This is a genomic window from Bartonella sp. AU55XJBT, assembly GCF_028618525.1.
The window spans coordinates 77,323-94,388 of the sequence record NZ_JAQITC010000008.1 but is presented as its reverse complement, the minus strand read 5'-3'; the positions used below and the strand labels follow the sequence as shown (position 1 = coordinate 94,388).

Sequence of the window (17,066 nt, the reverse complement as noted above, 5' to 3'; positions counted from 1 at the left end):
TGTTGAAGTCGATTTGACAAGGAAAAGAAGGTGGAGCTGCTGATATTACGGCAGTGTTGAGATCGTTGAAAGGAAAATTATGGCCAAAGAAGCCACACGTGTTCGTCGTCGCGAACGTAAAAATATTTCATCGGGTGTTGTGCATATCAATTCAACATTTAATAATACAATGATTACGATTACTGATGCTCAAGGAAATGCGATTGCGTGGTCGTCTGCGGGGGCTCAAGGGTTTAAAGGGGCACGTAAATCTACACCTTTTGCTGCTCAAGTTGCTGCGGAAGATTGTGCGAGAAAAGCACAAGAGCATGGTATGCGTTCTTTGGAAGTTGAAGTTTGTGGTCCTGGGGCAGGGCGTGAGTCTGCTTTACGTGCGTTGCAATCTGTTGGTTTTGTCATTACTTCTATTCGTGATGTAACACCAATTCCTCATAATGGATGTCGTCCGCGGAAAAGGCGGCGTGTTTAATTGGGTGTTGTTTTTTTGTTGTCGGAGATTTCTCTGATGTTCACATTGGTCGTTACGATTGAATGGTAACGGAACTAAAGAACGGGAATAAAAATATGATCCAGAAAAACTGGCAGGAACTTATTAAACCCAATAAGGTTGAATCATGTGTGCATGATAATCCGAATATTACAAGCGTAATTGCTGAGCCTCTGGAGCGAGGATTTGGTTTGACATTAGGGAATGCGCTTCGTCGTGTGTTGTTATCTTCGCTTCGTGGGGCTGCTATTACTGCTGTACAGATTGATGGTGTCTTACATGAATTTTCATCCATTCCAGGTGTTCGTGAAGATGTGACGGATATTATCCTGAATATAAAGGAAATTGCACTTCGTATGGAAGAAGAAGGGCCTAAACGTCTCGTCGTTTATAAAGAAGGTCCTGGTGTGGTGAGAGCAGGGGATATTAATACGGTTGGGGATATGGAAATTCTCAATCCAGATCATGTTATCTGTACCCTTGATGAAGAGGCTGAAATTCGTATGGAATTTATTGTCAATACAGGGAAGGGGTATGTTCCATCGGATCGTAATTATGTTGATGATGGTCGCATAGGACTTATTCCAATTGATAGTCTTTATTCGCCAATTCGTAAAGTGTCTTATAAAGTAGAAAATACGCGTGAAGGTCAAGTTCTTGATTATGATAAATTGACGTTAACGATCGAAACGAATGGTGCTGTTAATGGAGAAGATGCCGTTGCGTTCGCAGCGCGCATTCTTCAGGATCAATTATCGTTATTTATTAACTTTGAAGAGCCACAGAAGGAGCCTGTTGAGGAGGTGGATTCTGAGCTTTCCTTTAATCCTGCACTTCTCAAAAAAGTTGATGAATTAGAACTTTCTGTTCGTTCGGCAAATTGTCTTAAGAATGATAATATTGTCTATATTGGTGATCTTATTCAAAAAACGGAATCTGAAATGCTTCGGACGCCAAATTTTGGTCGTAAGTCATTGAATGAGATTAAAGAAGTTTTGGCATGTATGGGATTACATCTTGGAATGGAAATTCCTGCATGGCCACCTGAAAATATTGATGATCTTGCTAAACGCTATGAAGATCAGTATTGAAATTAGAATTTAAGGAGAGGGCTTATGCGCCATAGTAACTCAGGCCGCAAGTTGAACCGGACTGCCAGTCACCGTAAAGCCATGTTTGCAAATATGGCAACTTCGTTGATCGAGCATGAGCAGATTGTGACAACACTTCCAAAGGCTAAAGAAATTCGTCCTATTGTTGAAAAACTTGTTACTCTTGGTAAACGTGGTGGTTTACATGCTCGTCGACAAGCAATTGCTGCGCTTCGCGATACAGGGAAAGTTGCAAAGTTATTTGATATATTGGCGCCGCGTTATGCATCACGCAACGGTGGGTATTTGCGTATTATGAAAGCGGGGTTTCGTACCGGTGATAATGCGCCCATGGCTGTCATAGAATTTGTTGATCGTGATGTCGACGCAAAGGGGGCAGCGGATCGTGCTCGTATCGAGGCTTCAGAGAATGAGAAGGGTACGTCCTCATAAGTTTTTTATTCTACTGCACTTTAAAAGGCCGCCTTTTCTTAGGCGGTTTTTTTATACGTATTTTTTTAAGTTTGTTTTTATTTTTATTTGAGAAATAGATGGTGAGAGAAGATTATAGGATATTGAATTATTTGATTTTTATAATATTTATTGTTTAGATGGGTTGTTTTTATCCTCTATTATGAAATATTAATAGAGATCCTTTATTTGCGGGGTTGCTTTTTAAAATTCTATGAATCTTCAACAGAATGGGCTGATTTTATAAGGAGTAGATTATGAGGTATTCTTTTTGGGTACGGCTTTTTTTTGCGGTTATGATACTGATATCGTTTGATCATGTATATGCTCATGTTCCTCAAACACAAAAGGAAATCACTCTTTCATTTGCTCCTTTAGTTAAAAAGACAGTACCATCAGTTGTCAATATTTATGCAGCTCGAAAAATTAGAGCGCGATCACCTTTTGAAGGTGATCCGTTTTTTGAGCAGTTTTTTGGTCGTTTGCAAAATAATTTTCCTGTTCGTAAGCAATCATCATTAGGGTCAGGAGTGGTTGTTGATGCACGTGGTTTGATTGTTACAAATTACCACGTCATTAAAGATGCAAGCGAAATTAAGGTAGCTTTTTCTGATGGGCGAGAGTTTGAGAGTAAGGTCGTGCTTAAAGATGAAGCAACGGATATTGCTATTCTTGAGGTTGATGTAAAAAATACTCAGTTTCCTGTTCTTCCTTTGGGGGATTCTGATACTGTTGAAGTTGGTGATCTTGTTCTAGCTATTGGTAATCCTTTTGGTGTTGGTCAAACGGTTACAAGTGGGATTGTTTCAGCGCAAGCGCGTACACGTGTTGGGATTTCCGATTTTGACTTTTTTATTCAGACAGATGCTGCCATTAATCCAGGAAATTCTGGTGGTGCTTTAATTGATATGAAAGGTCAATTAATAGGGATTAATACGGCTATTTATTCACGTTCCGGTGGTTCTGTAGGGATTGGTTTTGCTATTCCAGTTAATCTTGTAAAAGTGATGCTTGATACAGTTAAACGCGGTGGAAAATATTTTGTGCCACCTTATATTGGGGCATCCTTTCAAAATGTTACACCTGATATTGCTAGTGGTTTAGGTTTAGAACGCCCCTATGGTGCTCTTATTATTGAAGTTGTCAAAGATAGTCCTGCTGAAAAAGCCGGTTTGAAAGTAGGTGATGTTATTTTGAGTGTGCAGGGGGTGCGCGTTGATAGTCCAGATAGTCTTGGCTATCGTTTAATGACAGCGGATGTTGGCCATAGTCTTGCTTTAGAATATTTACGAGGTGGAAAAATTTTAAAAACACAGATAAAGGTTGCATCGATATCGGAAACTGCATTTTTAAAATCTGAAAAAATTACAGGTGACAGTCCTCTTGCTGGTGCTGAAGTGTTAGATTTAACACCGCAAAATAGTCGACGTTTTCATCTTCCTATATCGGCAAAGGGTGTTGTGATTACCAATCTTGATGAAATGAGCAATGCTGCAGGAATTTTTCGGTCCGGAGATATCTTACGTGTTGTCAATGGCTATAAGATTCAAACAGTTCATCAGTTGAAAAAGATCCTTATGCAAACGCGTTCGCGTACTTGGCAATTGGAATATGAACGTGATGGTATGTATATTCGCCAATTTATTCGTTGAGGTTTTTTTTTGAAGAAAGATTTTTTTACTTCGTCGATTGATCCTAAAGGTAATCAAAATCAGCCACTTGCGGAAAGAATGCGTCCTTGTTCTCTCGATGATGTTGTGGGACAAAGGCATTTAATTGGAGAGGATGGTTTGCTTTCACGGATGGTGGCAGCGGGTTCGATTGGATCGATGATTTTTTGGGGGCCACCAGGGACGGGAAAAACAACGGTTGCACGTTTGTTAGCACTTGAAACAAATTTTGCATTTGAACAAGTTTCTGCTATTTTTACAGGAGTTTCCGAACTTAAAAAGATTTTTGAAGTTGCACAGAGGCGTTTTATGTCTGGAAATAAAACGCTTCTCTTTGTTGATGAAATTCACCGGTTTAATCGTGCACAGCAGGATAGTTTTCTTCCTGTGATGGAAGATGGTACGGTGGTCCTGATTGGTGCAACAACTGAAAATCCTTCTTTTGAACTTAATACTGCTCTTCTTTCGCGTGCACGGGTTTTAACATTTCTTTCTCATGATCATGAAAGTTTAGGGATGCTTTTGAAGCGTGCTGAAAAGGTGGTAGGAAAGTTGCTTCCTTTGGATGATGGGGCCAGAGACGTTTTGATAGGGATGTCTGATGGTGATGCACGGGTAGCATTGACATTAGCAGAGGAAGTTTGGTCTGTTGCGCGCGCGGGAGAAATCTTTGATGCTAATGCGTTGCAAAAAGTTATTCAGCGTCGTGCACCCATTTATGATAAAGGACGAGATGGACACTATAATCTTATTTCAGCATTGCATAAATCCGTTCGTGGCTCTGATCCTGATGCGGCGCTTTATTATTTAGCACGTATGTTGGATGCTGGCGAAGATCCCCTTTATATTGGGCGAAGATTGGTTCGTATGGCTGTTGAAGATGTTGGTTTGGCGGATCCTCAAGCTCTTGTCATTTGTAATGCGGCAAAAGATGCTTATGATTATTTAGGGTCACCAGAAGGAGAATTGGCTTTGGCACAGGCATGTCTTTATGTTGCAACTGCACCAAAGTCAAATGCGACCTATCTCGCGTATAAAGCTGCACGGCGTTGTGCACAAAAAAATGGTTCTTTACCGCCTCCTAAACATATCCTTAATGCACCGACGAAATTAATGAGGGAGGAAGGGTATGGAGAGGGTTATTGTTATGACCATGATGAACCCGATGCTTTTTCAGGACAAGAATATTTTCCTGAAAAACTTGGACGCCAGAGTTATTACAAACCAGTTGAGCGCGGTTTTGAGCGTGAAATTGTGAAACGTCTTGAATGGTGGAAACAATTGCGCAAAAAACGTAAAAATGAACCATAAAATTGGGATTGAAACACATTTTTTATTGATTTTGACTTTATTTTTTATTCCTCATGTCATTGTATGAACAATTTAGTTTATGTTTTAAACACTTATTGCATTATCTGTAGAACAATTTTTTTGGTCTCTGAAAAATACATATCTTTTTATAGATTCCAATTTAAGAAATATGTCATTTAATGCTTAAGCTGTTTTATTTTTGTATTTTTAATTAACTAAGATATTGATTTATAGTGATATTATACTGTTTTGTATATTGAATGAGAGCTCAAATACTGTATGGTTTTTTCATTCCAAATCTCATCAATCACAACTATTGGCTTGTATGTTACATGCTGGATTAACGTGTGATAAAAACTCTACAAGAAAAAATTAAAAATAACTCTTATGAAGAGTTTAAAATGTCGAGAGCCCTTGTAACATAACATTGGGGGCTGGGGAAGTGTGTGGTGGTGTAATGATCGTGGTGCCGAATTGTTCCAAGCATAAAGACACATTGGTGCTTGATGAATTTTACTGTATACCATTCACGAGTGCTGTGGCGAAATGGGTGTAGTGAGAAGCGTTAAAAGATATCTCTTTAAAATGAGTGCATGAATATGCAAATACAAAGGTGTTCTGTTCTTTGATGCAGTAGGGTGTGGTTTTGATTGATGAGGCGTTTTTATGTGATTAAGGGGGGCTTAGGGACTTAATCATAAGGGTAAGTAGGAAGATTAAACGCAGGAAGGTTAAACATTGTGTTGAAATTTAAATTGTTGCTTTTCTAGAGAGAGATAAATGTGTTAACTTGCTCTCTTATAGAAAGTATTATTTTATTTGGAGTTTATGTTGTGTCATAAGATAGGGAATGCCAGTTCTTTATTTTGGTGGTCATGATATGTTATAGACATAACGTGGGGATAGAAATGAAAATAGTCTGTGAAAATCTAAACTCAGGGCTTTAGTTAAATTAAAAGGGCAATATACACTTTAAGTGTTAGATTATTATGAATCGGTCAAGGATATAATCGTGGATAAAACAAAAGCTCTCGATGCTGCTCTCTCACAAATTGAACGTTCTTTTGGTAAAGGCTCGATTATGCGTCTTGGGCAAAAAGAACAGGTTGTTGAAATTGAAACAATCCCAACAGGATCATTATCCTTGGACATTGCTTTAGGGATTGGTGGGTTACCCAAGGGGCGTATTGTGGAGATCTATGGACCAGAAAGTTCTGGGAAGACAACATTGGCTCTGCATGCTATTGCTGAGGCACAGAAAAGTGGGGGAATTTGTGCTTTTATCGATGCGGAGCATGCGCTTGATCCTATTTATGCGCGTAAGCTCGGCGTTGATTTAGAGAACTTGTTCATCTCTCAGCCAGATACTGGTGAACAGGCATTGGAAATTACAGAGACATTGGTTCGTTCTGGTGCGGTTGATGTGCTTGTTGTGGATTCTGTTGCAGCTTTAACACCGCGAGCAGAAATTGACGGTGAAATGGGAGATGCTTTACCAGGATTACAAGCTCGGTTAATGAGTAAAGCTTTGCGAAAACTCACGGCTTCTATTTTTCGCTCTAACTGTATGGTGATTTTTATTAATCAAATTCGCATGAAAATTGGTGTGATGTTTGGTTCGCCTGAGACAACAACAGGGGGAAATGCTTTAAAGTTTTATGCTTCTGTTCGTTTGGATATTCGCCGTATTGGGTCTATTAAAGATCGCGATATGATTGTTGGCAATCAGACCCGTGTTAAAGTGGTGAAGAATAAGTTGGCTCCTCCCTTCAAACAGGTTGAGTTTGATATTATTTATGGGGAAGGTATTTCCAAGCTAGGTGAATTGATTGATTTAGGAGTCAAAGTGGGTGTCGTAGAAAAATCTGGCTCGTGGTTTTCTTATAATTCTCAGCGTTTAGGGCAGGGACGTGAAAATGCAAAACAGTTTTTACGCGAGCATGCAGAAATAGCGGCAGAAATTGAAACGTCTTTGCGTCAAAATGCTGGTTTAATTGCTATTGAATTGTTAGAAAATGCAGGGGCTGAAAATACGGAAAGTGATGAAGTCCTTTGATAGTCCGTTTTTTCGTCTATAATATTTTCATTTAAGATTTTTTCTGTTTTTATTTGTTTGAGTTTTTAAATATACAGTCATTTTTCGCTCAATTTTTTTAATAAATATTCCGTTCTTTGATTAAATTGACTCCATGCGTGGCAAAGAGGATATTTAATGGGGGGATTTTTCTTTTAAGGTTTTTTGCGGTATTCTGCAGGTGTAGATATGAATAGTGTTAATAATATCCGGTCAACATTTTTGGATTATTTTCATCATCATGGGCATCAAGTTCTTTCTTCTAGCCCACTTGTTCCACGTAATGATCCTACACTCATGTTTACAAATGCAGGGATGGTGCAGTTTAAAAACGTTTTTACTGGACTTGAACAGTATCCTTATAAAAAGGTGTCAACAGCACAAAAATGTGTTCGTGCGGGTGGAAAGCATAATGATCTTGATAATGTTGGCTATACGGCACGCCATCATACATTTTTTGAAATGTTGGGGAATTTTTCTTTCGGCGATTATTTCAAAGAAGAGGCCATTTTTTTATCATGGGATCTTTTAACAAAAGAATTTCGTCTACCAAAAGATAAATTGTTGGTAACCGTTTATCAAAGTGATGATATTGCTGCTGAATTATGGCGTAAAATTTCAGGTCTTCCAGATGAAAAAATCATTCGTATTGCGACAGCTGATAATTTTTGGTCAATGGGAGAAACAGGCCCTTGTGGTCCTTGTTCGGAGATTTTTTATGATCATGGTGATGAAATTTGGGGTGGTCCCCCTGGAAGTATAGAAGAAGATGGTGATCGCTTTATTGAGATTTGGAACCTTGTTTTTATGCAGTATGAGCAGCTTTCTAAGGAAGATCGTGTTGACTTGCCTCATCCTTCTATTGATACCGGTATGGGATTAGAGCGTATTGCAGCTGTTTTACAGGGTGTTCATGATAATTATGACATTGATCTTTTTCGTGCATTAATTGGAGCATCAGAAGAAATTACAGGGATTGAGGCAAAGGGTGATTTTATTGCCAGTCATCGTGTTATTGCTGATCATCTTCGCTCATCGGCATTTTTAATTGCGGATGGTGTTCTTCCTTCCAATGAGGGAAGGGGATATGTTTTACGTCGCATTATGCGTCGTGCTATGCGTCATGCACATCTTCTTGGTGTTAAAGAACCTTTAATGTGGCAGCTTTTGCCTGCTCTCATTCGCGAAATGGGACAAGCTTATCCTGAATTGGTGCGGGCTGAATCTTTAATTACAGAAACTTTAAAATTAGAAGAAATACGTTTTCGTAAAACGCTTGAACGAGGACTGGGTTTGTTAAATGAAGAAAGTGCCCAGCTTAAGGAAGGGGATCATTTAAAGGGTGACGTTGCTTTCAAGCTTTATGATACCTATGGTTTTCCACTTGATTTGACGCAAGATGTGCTTAGGCGTCGCGGAATATCTGTTGATGTTGATGCCTTTGATAAAGCGATGGAACGCCAGAAAGAGGAAGCCCGTGCTCATTGGTCGGGTTCTGGAGAAGCTGTCACGGAGACAATTTGGTTTTCTGTTCGTGATCAGGTAGGGGGTACAGAATTTTTAGGGTATGAAACAGAAAAAGCTAAAGGTATTCTTACAGCTCTTGTGTGTGATGGTAAAATTGTTGATGAGGTTTCTTCAGGGCAGAAAGCCATTCTTGTGTTAAATCAGACTCCTTTTTATGGTGAATCTGGTGGACAAATTGGTGATAGCGGTATTATTTCGGGTAAAAATTTTATTTTTGAGGTGCATGATACTCAGAAAAAGGCTGATGGTGTTTTTATTCATCTTGGAAAAGTTAAATCTGGTCATGCTAAGATCTCTGATTGTGTAGAATTAACCGTTGATGGTGTTCGTCGTAAAAAAATTCGTGCGAACCATTCTGCTACCCATCTGTTACATGAGGCTTTACGCCAAGTATTGGGATCTCATGTTACTCAAAAGGGCTCTCTGGTGTCGCCGGAACGGTTACGTTTTGATTTTTCTCATCCAAAAGCTATTTCTTTGGAAGAATTGAAAAAAATAGAAAATTTAGCAAATGAGATTGTTTTGCAAAATAATAAAGTAACAACCCGCCTTATGGCTGTTGATGATGCAATTTCTAAAGGAGCAATGGCACTCTTTGGGGAAAAATATGGTGATGAAGTTCGCGTTGTTTCTATGGGAGAGTTGCTTGAAAAGGGAGACTTAAAAAGGTCTTGGTCCATTGAGCTTTGTGGAGGAACACATGTGGAAAGAACGGGGGATATTGGTTTGATTCATATTGTTTCTGAAAGTTCTGTTTCAGCTGGAGTGCGGCGTATTGAAGCTTTAACAGGTACTGCAGCGCGTCTTTATCTTAGCTGCCAAGATATACGTATTCGTGAAATTGCTGATCTTTTAAAAACTTCTTCTTCTGATTTAGAAGAACGGGTAAGAGTTTTGCTTGATGATCGTCGTAAACTTGAAAAAGAGTTGAATGATGTACGCAAGAAAATGGCGTTGAGTGGGAGAATAACAGAAAGTGGTCAAGGTGATATTATTATTATCAATGAACTTTCTTTTATGGGACGTGTTGTAAATAATATTCCACCACGGGATCTTAAAGTACTTGTTGATTCTGGAAAAAAACAAATTGGATCTGGAGTGGTTGCTTTTATTAGTGTTTCAGAAGATGGAAAAGGGAGTGCTGTTGTTGGTGTTACGGATGATTTAACGGATAAGTTAAATGCTGTTGATCTCGTTCGTATTCTTTCATCTGTTCTTGGTGGGAAAGGCGGTGGTGGGCGTCCTGATATGGCGCAGGCTGGTGGTCCTAAGGGGAACAAGGCTGATGAGGCATTTGCAGCACTAAAAGATTTTCTAGAAAAATTTAAAAAGTAAAAAATTTTCTTATCGGTGTTTTTTACATTGGTATGTCGAATTGGCGTCTAAACGGATATCTGTCTGGTGTATTGCTAAAATGCAGATACAGCGTCATTGAGAGAGATAAAATCATAAAGATAAAAAAGGGTGTTCGTTAGAAAGATTGTGTTGTACTTCATGCTTTTGTTTATGATGCATAACGAATCATACATTTCATGAATATATAACATCTATTATATTGATTTTAAAAGAAAAATATCTATCCTATTTCACAATAGTAATTGTGAGGAGGATAACGCAAGATTTATTACATAACAGTCTCTTAAGCTTATGAGATTATAAGCTATCGCTTTTTCGTTTTCAAATTGCTTAAATGATAGCTCGCTTTTGCAATGTCTTGCTTTGAGAGATTTTTGGCATAAGATTTGTGAAGAGTGTTATTTTTATGATGCTATGGCTTCATGTAAGGGGATGACGTTTTCATTTTCTCCTTCTCTTTCTGGTGGCGTGATTGTTAAATCGCTTGCTTTTAAAAATTTAGAGAAACGGCCCCCTTTATCGATCAATTCTTGAAAGCTTCCTTTTTCAATTAAATAACCTTGTTCCAGAAAGACTATCACATCAGCATTGCGTATTGTTGAGAGGCGATGTGCTATAATGAAAGTGGTGCGGTTATGGCTTATGCTCTCAAGAGCATCTTTGACACGTGCTTCTGTTTCAACATCAAGAGCGCTTGTTGCTTCATCGAGAATGAGAATGGGGGCATTTTTTAAAACAGCACGTGCAATTGCTAACCGTTGTTTTTCTCCACCTGATAATCGAGTTCCTCGTTCGCCCACCATTGTGTTATAACAATCAGCTTTTTTTAGAATAAAATCGTGAGCTTCTGCTATTTTTGCTGCTTCATAAAGTTCTTCGTTTGTTGGGTTTGCTTTTCCTATTGAGATATTGTCATGAATACTGCGATTAAAAAGACCCGCATCTTGAAACACTGTCGCTAGAGATTTTCGTAAAGATTCGCGATTGATTGAGCGTATATTTATTCCATCAATGGAGATATGCCCAAAAGTAGGGTCGTATATGCGCTGCAATAAATTGATTAATGTTGTCTTCCCAGCTCCTGTTGGTCCTACAATCGCAATAGTTTGTCCTGCTTCAACCTCAAAGGAAATGTCAAAAACACCTTGAGAAGAATTTGGAAATTTATAGGTAACGTGGTGGAATTGTATGGCGCCCTTAACATTTTGGAGGGAAGGAAGATTTTGTGGTTCGTTGATAGGGAAGGTTGAGTCTTCCATTTCAAAAAACTCTTGCAGTTTTGCTTGTGAGGATATCGCGCAATGAATAAAATTGCTCATTTGGTCTAGACGGCTAATCATGAGTTGTGCAAATCCGACAAAAGCAACGACTTCACCTACCCTTAATTGATCTCTTGCAACAAAAAAAGCCCCAAGGAGAAGAACACAAACGATTGAAACTGTTGAAGCCATTCTATTTAAGCCACTGGCGAGCGCCCACCAATTGAGAACAGGATTTTGTGCTTTAAGAAGGTCATTTGTATGTTGGTACAGTATGGACGTTTCTTCTTTTATTCGATTATAACTTTGTACAATAGAAACATTAGAGATTGAATCACTGACATGTTTAAAAAGGTTATGATGATAGCATTCTACAGCGGCTTGTCCGTCTTTTGTTTTTCGCATCACTAAACGGGCAATTAAGATATAGATGACGGCAAGTACAACTAAGACTATTGAAAGACGCCAATTCATGTTAAAGGCTGTGGGGATGAGAATTAATAAGGCGACAAGTGTTGAGAGATGTTGACGCATAAAATCAAGCCATATGCTTGACATGGTGTCTGTTGCGCGCAAAAGTGTATGGAGTGCGTTGGATGTTCCGCATTGTTGATGCCAAATTAAAGGCATTGCAATGATACGTTCAAAAGATTCTGTTAAAACTGTTAAACGGAGCCTATGAGCTAAGCGATCCGCACTACGAGCAACAAGGACATAAGCGATAATATGGGAAAGGCCAAAACAAACCCAAATGGCAAGGGTAGGGATGATCCATGATTTTTCTGTAATGGAATCAATAACGTGTCCAAATAAAATAGGTTCTGCAATGGTGATAATTGCTAACATAACATTAGCGTTACAGATTAAAAGGGATGCATTTTTTTCTCTCTTTAGGTAAGTGAGAACACGTGCATAGGTTTTGAATAAGGACACGGTTAATGATCTCCATTCGCTGTTAAGCGTAAAGGCTGTTGATTTTTATAACACTTGAATTTCTAGCTAATAAAAATTGAACGTTAAGAAAAGGCAATTTTGGATACTCATTGTAATATGGTGTGATAAAGCCAACGAGAATATGAATTTTTGTGTTTATAAAGGCACAAAATAGATCAATAAAATTATCAGGAAAAAAATATTAGGTAGGGAAAATTATCAGGTAAGGGAACTTTTATGGCAGGTGTTGAAATAAAAAAGGTTGAGACAGACGAAAATGGAATGCGTTTAGACCGTTGGTTTAAAGTGCATTATCCAGGACTGGGATTTGGAGCTTTACAAAAATTGTTGCGTTCTGGCCAGATACGGGTTGATGGTGGACGTGTTAAAGCCGATACGCGTCTTTGTATGGGACAGTCTGTTCGTGTTCCACCTCTCCCTCTTGATGATACGATAAGTCTTCCAATAACGGATAAAACACTTCGTGGGAAAGATGATGGAACTGTTTTGAAAAAAATGCTGCTTTATGAAGACCCAAAGGTCTTTGTTTTTAACAAACCAGCAGGCCTTGCTGTACAAGGAGGCTCTGGTTTAACTCGTCATATAGACAGTATGCTTGAGGTATGGCGCAATAAAAAAGGTGAAAAGCCGCGTTTGGTTCATCGTCTTGATCGTGAGACATCAGGGGTGCTTATTGTTGCCCGCTCTAGGGGAGCTGCGCAGGCCTTAACAGCTGCTTTTAGAGAACGGGAAACAAAAAAGACTTATTGGGCGTTGGTTCGGGGTGTTCCTAAAAAAAAACAGGACAAAATCTCGACATGGATGGTTAAGGAAATAACCGCACAAGGTGACAAAATGCGTGTTTGTGACCATGGAGAGCCGGATTCACATCATGCAGTTTCCTACTACCGCGTTTTAGAGTCGCGTGGGCGGGCTCTTTCGTGGCTTGAAATGGAACCTTATACGGGGAGAACACATCAGCTCCGTGTGCATGCTGCCCATATGGATCATCCTATCATTGGCGATTCAAAGTATTTTTTTTCTGATAGTAATTGGACATTACCAGGAGGCATACAAAACCGCCTTCACCTTCATGCACGTCGTATTCGTATTCCTCATCCTTCAGGAGGCATACTGGATATTGTTGCACCTTTACCTCCTCATATGGTCCAAAGTTTTAATCTTTTGTCTTTTAATGAGCGTGATGCTGAAACAGAATAATTTATCTTTATTTGTTTTTTTGGTTGGTGCAAATTTTGTCTATAAATTTGATTAAGATGGAGAGGGTATTGTAAAGAGCCTTAGTAATCGCTATAAGAAAATTGTGTTTTTGAGTAATGAATTTTCAAATATCATAAATTTTCTTCCTACAGTTTTTTATTTGATTGTATTGTTATTTCTGGATAGGGTATATCTTTAATAATCTGGGCTTATGAAGCTGTTCCTTTGCATTATCTAAAGAGGTCATATATTGGGAAGGCATGTTTGTTAAGGAAGATGAATGAGATAAAATCTGAAGGATATTGACTGAAAAAGTAATGGCAATTTTTGATTTTTTCATGGGAAATAATTGAGGACTTTTACAGAAACTCTTAGGGGGAGCAGATTCTCAACAAATTATTGTTTTCAAGGAAGTTTATCCTATTAGCGGTGGGGTTTGGTATATTTATAGATTTATGGTTCGTACCTTTGCTTATACAATGAGAACTTATGAGCAAAGTGCTCCTTTCAATGATCAATTATTCTTCTGTTCGTTTTTCTGAAAGATTATCTTCTACAAAAGAAGAAAAAAGTTTTTAGAGTCTTAGCGCTTCATTGAAGTAAATTCATCATATGTGCCATATTGAAAATTGGAGAGAAAGCATCAGGTGCGTTTTAGTGTTTTAAAGAAGGTTTGAATACGTTTGTTCTTTCCAGTGAAAAAACAAATATTCAAAGATTGTAGAAATGTTCCAAGAAGGGATAATAAGTTGAAATGAGGAGTGACTGATGGGATCATTATTGATTGACGTTAAGAGCGTCTCAAAAATATACTGCAGCATAAACAATGCAACGGGTTTTACCAATAAAGTGTTTTCTCTTTTCAAGCCTACTTATGCAAAATATCAGGCGCTAAAAGAGATCAGTTTTACCTTGTTTTCAGGGCAAGCACTCGCAATCGTTGGTCCTAACGGAGCGGGCAAATCAACATTGATTAAAATACTTTCTGGCATACAAACTGCTGATGAGGGAGATGTTAAAGTCTTAGGAGTTAATCCCTATAACGCCCCAAAAAATCTGTTCAAGTCTCTGGGTGTGGTCTTTGGTCACAAAAATTGCTTGTGGTGGGATTTACCCCTACGCTATAGTTTGGAAATGGCTCTCCCTTTATATGGTCTTGAAGCGAGCTCTTTTCACCGCGATCTTAAAGAAATTACGGAGCTCTTGAACATTGAGTACATCATGGATAAACCCGTTCGTATGTTAAGCCTTGGTGAGAGAGTAAAAAGCGAATTAGCATTTAATTTGTCCTTTAGACCCCAATTATTGTTTCTCGATGAGCCAACGATTGGTCTTGATATTACCTCCAAACATGAAATCAGGGAGCTGCTTAAAAAACTCAAAAAAGAGCAAGCTATTGGATACATCATCACCAGTCATGACATGGGAGATATCGATGGTTACGTTGATGATATTCTTCTTTTGCATAAAGGAAAAAAACAGTTTCATGGCGCTATTGATACGTTGAAAGAGATGATCCCCTCAAGTGTAAGAATAATGCTTTCTTGTGAACATTTATCAACAGCTTCAACGCTTATAAAGGACATTGATGAACTAGCAATAAAATTATCCATTCCTTTAAAAGAGAAACACTTTAATGATGAAAAATGTACATTGGAGATTTCACTCTCGCGTGAAGATGTGCCACGTTTTATTAGGGAAATTGCAATAAAACTTAACTGTCCTTTCTCTGTATCCACTCCCTCACTTGAAGAGATGCTCCGTGTTAAATTTAAAGAATTTCTCTAACCATTGCTTTGCTCTCTTGCTCTTTGCCAAGAATGGATTGCTCACGATCCTTAGTGACAGAGCAATGTTTTTTACCGATATTGTTATGGGGACACTCTCACCCTTTGTGATTCAACTGCTGTTGTGGAATGCACTTTTTTCTGACACAAGCAATAGCATAAACGGTTTTGGTTTTCATGATATGATATATTATTATGCCTTTGCCTTAATTTTCTCACGCTTAAATAATGGTTATGGCGTCATTCAATCTTTCTCTCAGCATGTTAAAGAAGGGAAGTTAGAAGTCTATCTCACCAAACCATTCAGTTACATGATGCAAATGCTGTTTATCTTTTTAGGTGAAAGTGTGCTCTATGTTATGCCCTTACTCGCTATCTTTGCTGTAAAGCTTAGTTTATCCTCTGAGAATATTTTAGGATTGCTTATAGCTTTCCTGTTATTTTTTCTTATTATTGTTTTCTCGCAATTGCTGTGCTTTTTTCTCTCCTTTGCCATTGCCTTATTAAGTTTTTGGGTAATTGAATACAATATCTTGCTTTCTTTTAGTATTCTTAGTTCAGCCCTTCTTGGTGGCACTCTTCTGCCTCCCTCTTTTTGGCCAACATGGCTCATTCCATTGATGCAGTTTAATCCTTATCGTTTTACCATATCAGCTCCTGCCGAATTTCTTTCCACGCATGATCTAAAAGTGTTCGAGCAATTTATTGTGGGGAGTGTTTTGTATATTTTGAGTCTTTTATTCTTCATTCATATTGCTTGGAAAAAAGGAATGAAAGCCTATCATGGAGCAGGGGGATGAGGTGAAAACAATCCTTTACTTTATCAGCATGAATGTGCGCCGACAAATTGTTTACGGTAAAAATTTCACGGGAGAATTTATTCTTTCTCTGTGCTATTATTTTATTCAATTCATCTTTATTGACAAAATCTCTTGCTTTTCAGATAGCATTGGGAACTATAGAAGAGATGAAATTCATCTTATCTTTGTTGTTTTCATTTTGCTTGGGATATTTTTGAATATTTTCACCACTTCTATTGAAACATTTTTTGAAAAAGTTGCAAAAGGGAAAATTGAAGTTTATCTGACAAAGCCAGTTTCAATTTGGCTGTTAATCCTGTTTGGCTGGTGTAAGCCTCTTTATTTGATCAAGTTCTTTATTGTTTGTGTGAGTGTTTATTCATTTGTCTCACTACCAGATATGTCAGAGATAAAGCTGAAATGGTTTTCTTTTATCGTTGCAATCATTTGTGTTTTTATCGTTAATCTCTGTTTTTTCATGATGTTCAACTTTATAACATTCATAACTAGCCGTAAGATGCCCGTTGCCTATTTTCATGCAATGCTGTACCAACTTTCCTTTATCCCCATAGCAATTTATCCCTTAAATCTTGTAAAATGGTTGCTATTTCTGCAACCCCTAGCTTTTTCTGCTTCTCTCCCAGTGTCACTCCTACTTGGTAAAAATGAATGGAATATCGGATATCTTCTGCTGAGCACTTTTCTTTCCATTGCTATGACTGTTATCGTCTATAAGAAAACAATGCGTAAATTTAATGGATTAGGGGGATAATGTAAAACTCTGCTTGATGTATAAAAATAAAAACCTGATGTATAAAAATAAAAAATTGAGCGAATAATTTTATTGTGCCGTAAAATATTTTGTTATTTATGCTGACGCTATAAGGCATGTAAAATTTATACAGAGGTGTTTTTTGTTAGATATATTGACGAGTGATATTGGCATGTTATCACAGCTGTTAGTAAGGGAGAACAAAAGCCAGAGATAATGGCTCGATTTTAGATCAAGTTTATTTGAGTTAGATGGCAGTTTGATGCCAAAAGCGTTTAAGACAACATAAGATTATAAGAATAAATTT

At 38.1% G+C, this 17,066-nt stretch carries 12 protein-coding genes; 11 read left to right on the top strand and 1 reads right to left on the bottom strand.

The genetic code is table 11. The features are described 5' to 3' along the window. The first annotated feature begins 79 nt into the window (after nucleotides 1-79). The 7 genes from rpsK (at nucleotide 80) to alaS (ending at nucleotide 9,966) form a co-directional block, all read left to right on the top strand. Nucleotides 80-469, top strand: coding sequence for a 30S ribosomal protein S11 (gene rpsK, locus PVV70_RS05545; RefSeq protein WP_005773294.1), 390 nt, complete (start codon nucleotides 80-82; stop codon nucleotides 467-469). A 95-nt stretch (nucleotides 470-564) separates the two neighbouring features. Next, the gene (locus tag PVV70_RS05540) at nucleotides 565-1,578 is read left to right on the top strand and encodes a DNA-directed RNA polymerase subunit alpha (protein ID WP_273758293.1); all 1,014 of its coding nucleotides are present in this window, start codon (nucleotides 565-567) and stop codon (nucleotides 1,576-1,578) included. Nucleotides 1,579-1,602: 24 nt separating this feature from the next. Continuing rightward, complete coding sequence (rplQ, locus tag PVV70_RS05535) at nucleotides 1,603-2,031, top strand: 50S ribosomal protein L17 (protein ID WP_273758292.1); 429 nt, start codon at nucleotides 1,603-1,605, stop codon at nucleotides 2,029-2,031. 275 nt (nucleotides 2,032-2,306) lie between these two features. Further along, entirely contained in the window at nucleotides 2,307-3,701 is a 1,395-nt protein-coding gene (locus tag PVV70_RS05530) for a DegQ family serine endoprotease (protein WP_273758291.1), read from the top strand. A 9-nt stretch (nucleotides 3,702-3,710) separates the two neighbouring features. Then, nucleotides 3,711-5,030 carry a replication-associated recombination protein A gene (locus tag PVV70_RS05525; protein WP_273758290.1) on the top strand — a complete coding sequence of 440 codons (1,320 nt, stop codon included), beginning with the start codon at nucleotides 3,711-3,713 and terminating at the stop codon, nucleotides 5,028-5,030. A gap of 1,012 nt (nucleotides 5,031-6,042) precedes the next feature. Beyond that, a complete protein-coding gene (recA, locus tag PVV70_RS05520) occupies nucleotides 6,043-7,086 on the top strand; it encodes a recombinase RecA (protein WP_273758289.1) in 1,044 nt (347 codons plus the stop codon). A gap of 207 nt (nucleotides 7,087-7,293) precedes the next feature. Then, nucleotides 7,294-9,966: an alanine--tRNA ligase gene (gene alaS / locus PVV70_RS05515; protein ID WP_273758288.1), complete on the top strand. Its 2,673-nt coding sequence runs from the start codon at nucleotides 7,294-7,296 to the stop codon at nucleotides 9,964-9,966. Nucleotides 9,967-10,391: 425 nt separating this feature from the next. On the opposite strand, the gene PVV70_RS05510 is transcribed toward alaS, so the two are convergent. After that, nucleotides 10,392-12,179, bottom strand: coding sequence for a glucan ABC transporter ATP-binding protein/ permease (locus PVV70_RS05510; RefSeq protein WP_273758287.1), 1,788 nt, complete (start codon nucleotides 12,177-12,179; stop codon nucleotides 10,392-10,394). Nucleotides 12,180-12,416: 237 nt separating this feature from the next. Between PVV70_RS05510 and PVV70_RS05505 the strand changes: the two genes are divergently transcribed. The 4 genes from PVV70_RS05505 to PVV70_RS05490 all read left to right on the top strand — a co-directional run bounded on the left by PVV70_RS05505 (nucleotide 12,417) and on the right by PVV70_RS05490 (nucleotide 16,759). Beyond that, nucleotides 12,417-13,400, top strand: coding sequence for an RluA family pseudouridine synthase (locus PVV70_RS05505; RefSeq protein WP_273758286.1), 984 nt, complete (start codon nucleotides 12,417-12,419; stop codon nucleotides 13,398-13,400). Nucleotides 13,401-14,168: 768 nt separating this feature from the next. After that, nucleotides 14,169-15,188: an ATP-binding cassette domain-containing protein gene (locus PVV70_RS05500; RefSeq protein ID WP_273758285.1), complete on the top strand. Its 1,020-nt coding sequence runs from the start codon at nucleotides 14,169-14,171 to the stop codon at nucleotides 15,186-15,188. Next, nucleotides 15,163-15,987, top strand: coding sequence for an ABC-2 family transporter protein (locus PVV70_RS05495; RefSeq protein WP_273758284.1), 825 nt, complete (start codon nucleotides 15,163-15,165; stop codon nucleotides 15,985-15,987). Before PVV70_RS05500 ends, PVV70_RS05495 begins: the two co-directional genes overlap by 26 nt. Beyond that, nucleotides 15,971-16,759 carry an ABC-2 family transporter protein gene (locus PVV70_RS05490; protein ID WP_273758283.1) on the top strand — a complete coding sequence of 263 codons (789 nt, stop codon included), beginning with the start codon at nucleotides 15,971-15,973 and terminating at the stop codon, nucleotides 16,757-16,759. The genes PVV70_RS05495 and PVV70_RS05490 overlap by 17 nt, the downstream gene beginning before the upstream one ends. Nucleotides 16,760-17,066: the final 307 nt, after the last annotated feature.

What these genes read in the sequence shown, in the direction of transcription:
- PVV70_RS05490 (WP_273758283.1), top strand. Translation starts at nt 15,971, where the DNA reads ATGGAGCAGGGGGATGAGGTGAAAACAATCCTTTACTTTATCAGCATG.
- PVV70_RS05500 (WP_273758285.1), top strand. Translation starts at nt 14,169, where the DNA reads ATGGGATCATTATTGATTGACGTTAAGAGCGTCTCAAAAATATACTGC.
- PVV70_RS05540 (WP_273758293.1), top strand. Translation starts at nt 565, where the DNA reads ATGATCCAGAAAAACTGGCAGGAACTTATTAAACCCAATAAGGTTGAA.
- alaS (WP_273758288.1), top strand. Translation starts at nt 7,294, where the DNA reads ATGAATAGTGTTAATAATATCCGGTCAACATTTTTGGATTATTTTCAT.
- rpsK (WP_005773294.1), top strand. Translation starts at nt 80, where the DNA reads ATGGCCAAAGAAGCCACACGTGTTCGTCGTCGCGAACGTAAAAATATT.
- PVV70_RS05505 (WP_273758286.1), top strand. Translation starts at nt 12,417, where the DNA reads ATGGCAGGTGTTGAAATAAAAAAGGTTGAGACAGACGAAAATGGAATG.
- rplQ (WP_273758292.1), top strand. Translation starts at nt 1,603, where the DNA reads ATGCGCCATAGTAACTCAGGCCGCAAGTTGAACCGGACTGCCAGTCAC.
- PVV70_RS05530 (WP_273758291.1), top strand. Translation starts at nt 2,307, where the DNA reads ATGAGGTATTCTTTTTGGGTACGGCTTTTTTTTGCGGTTATGATACTG.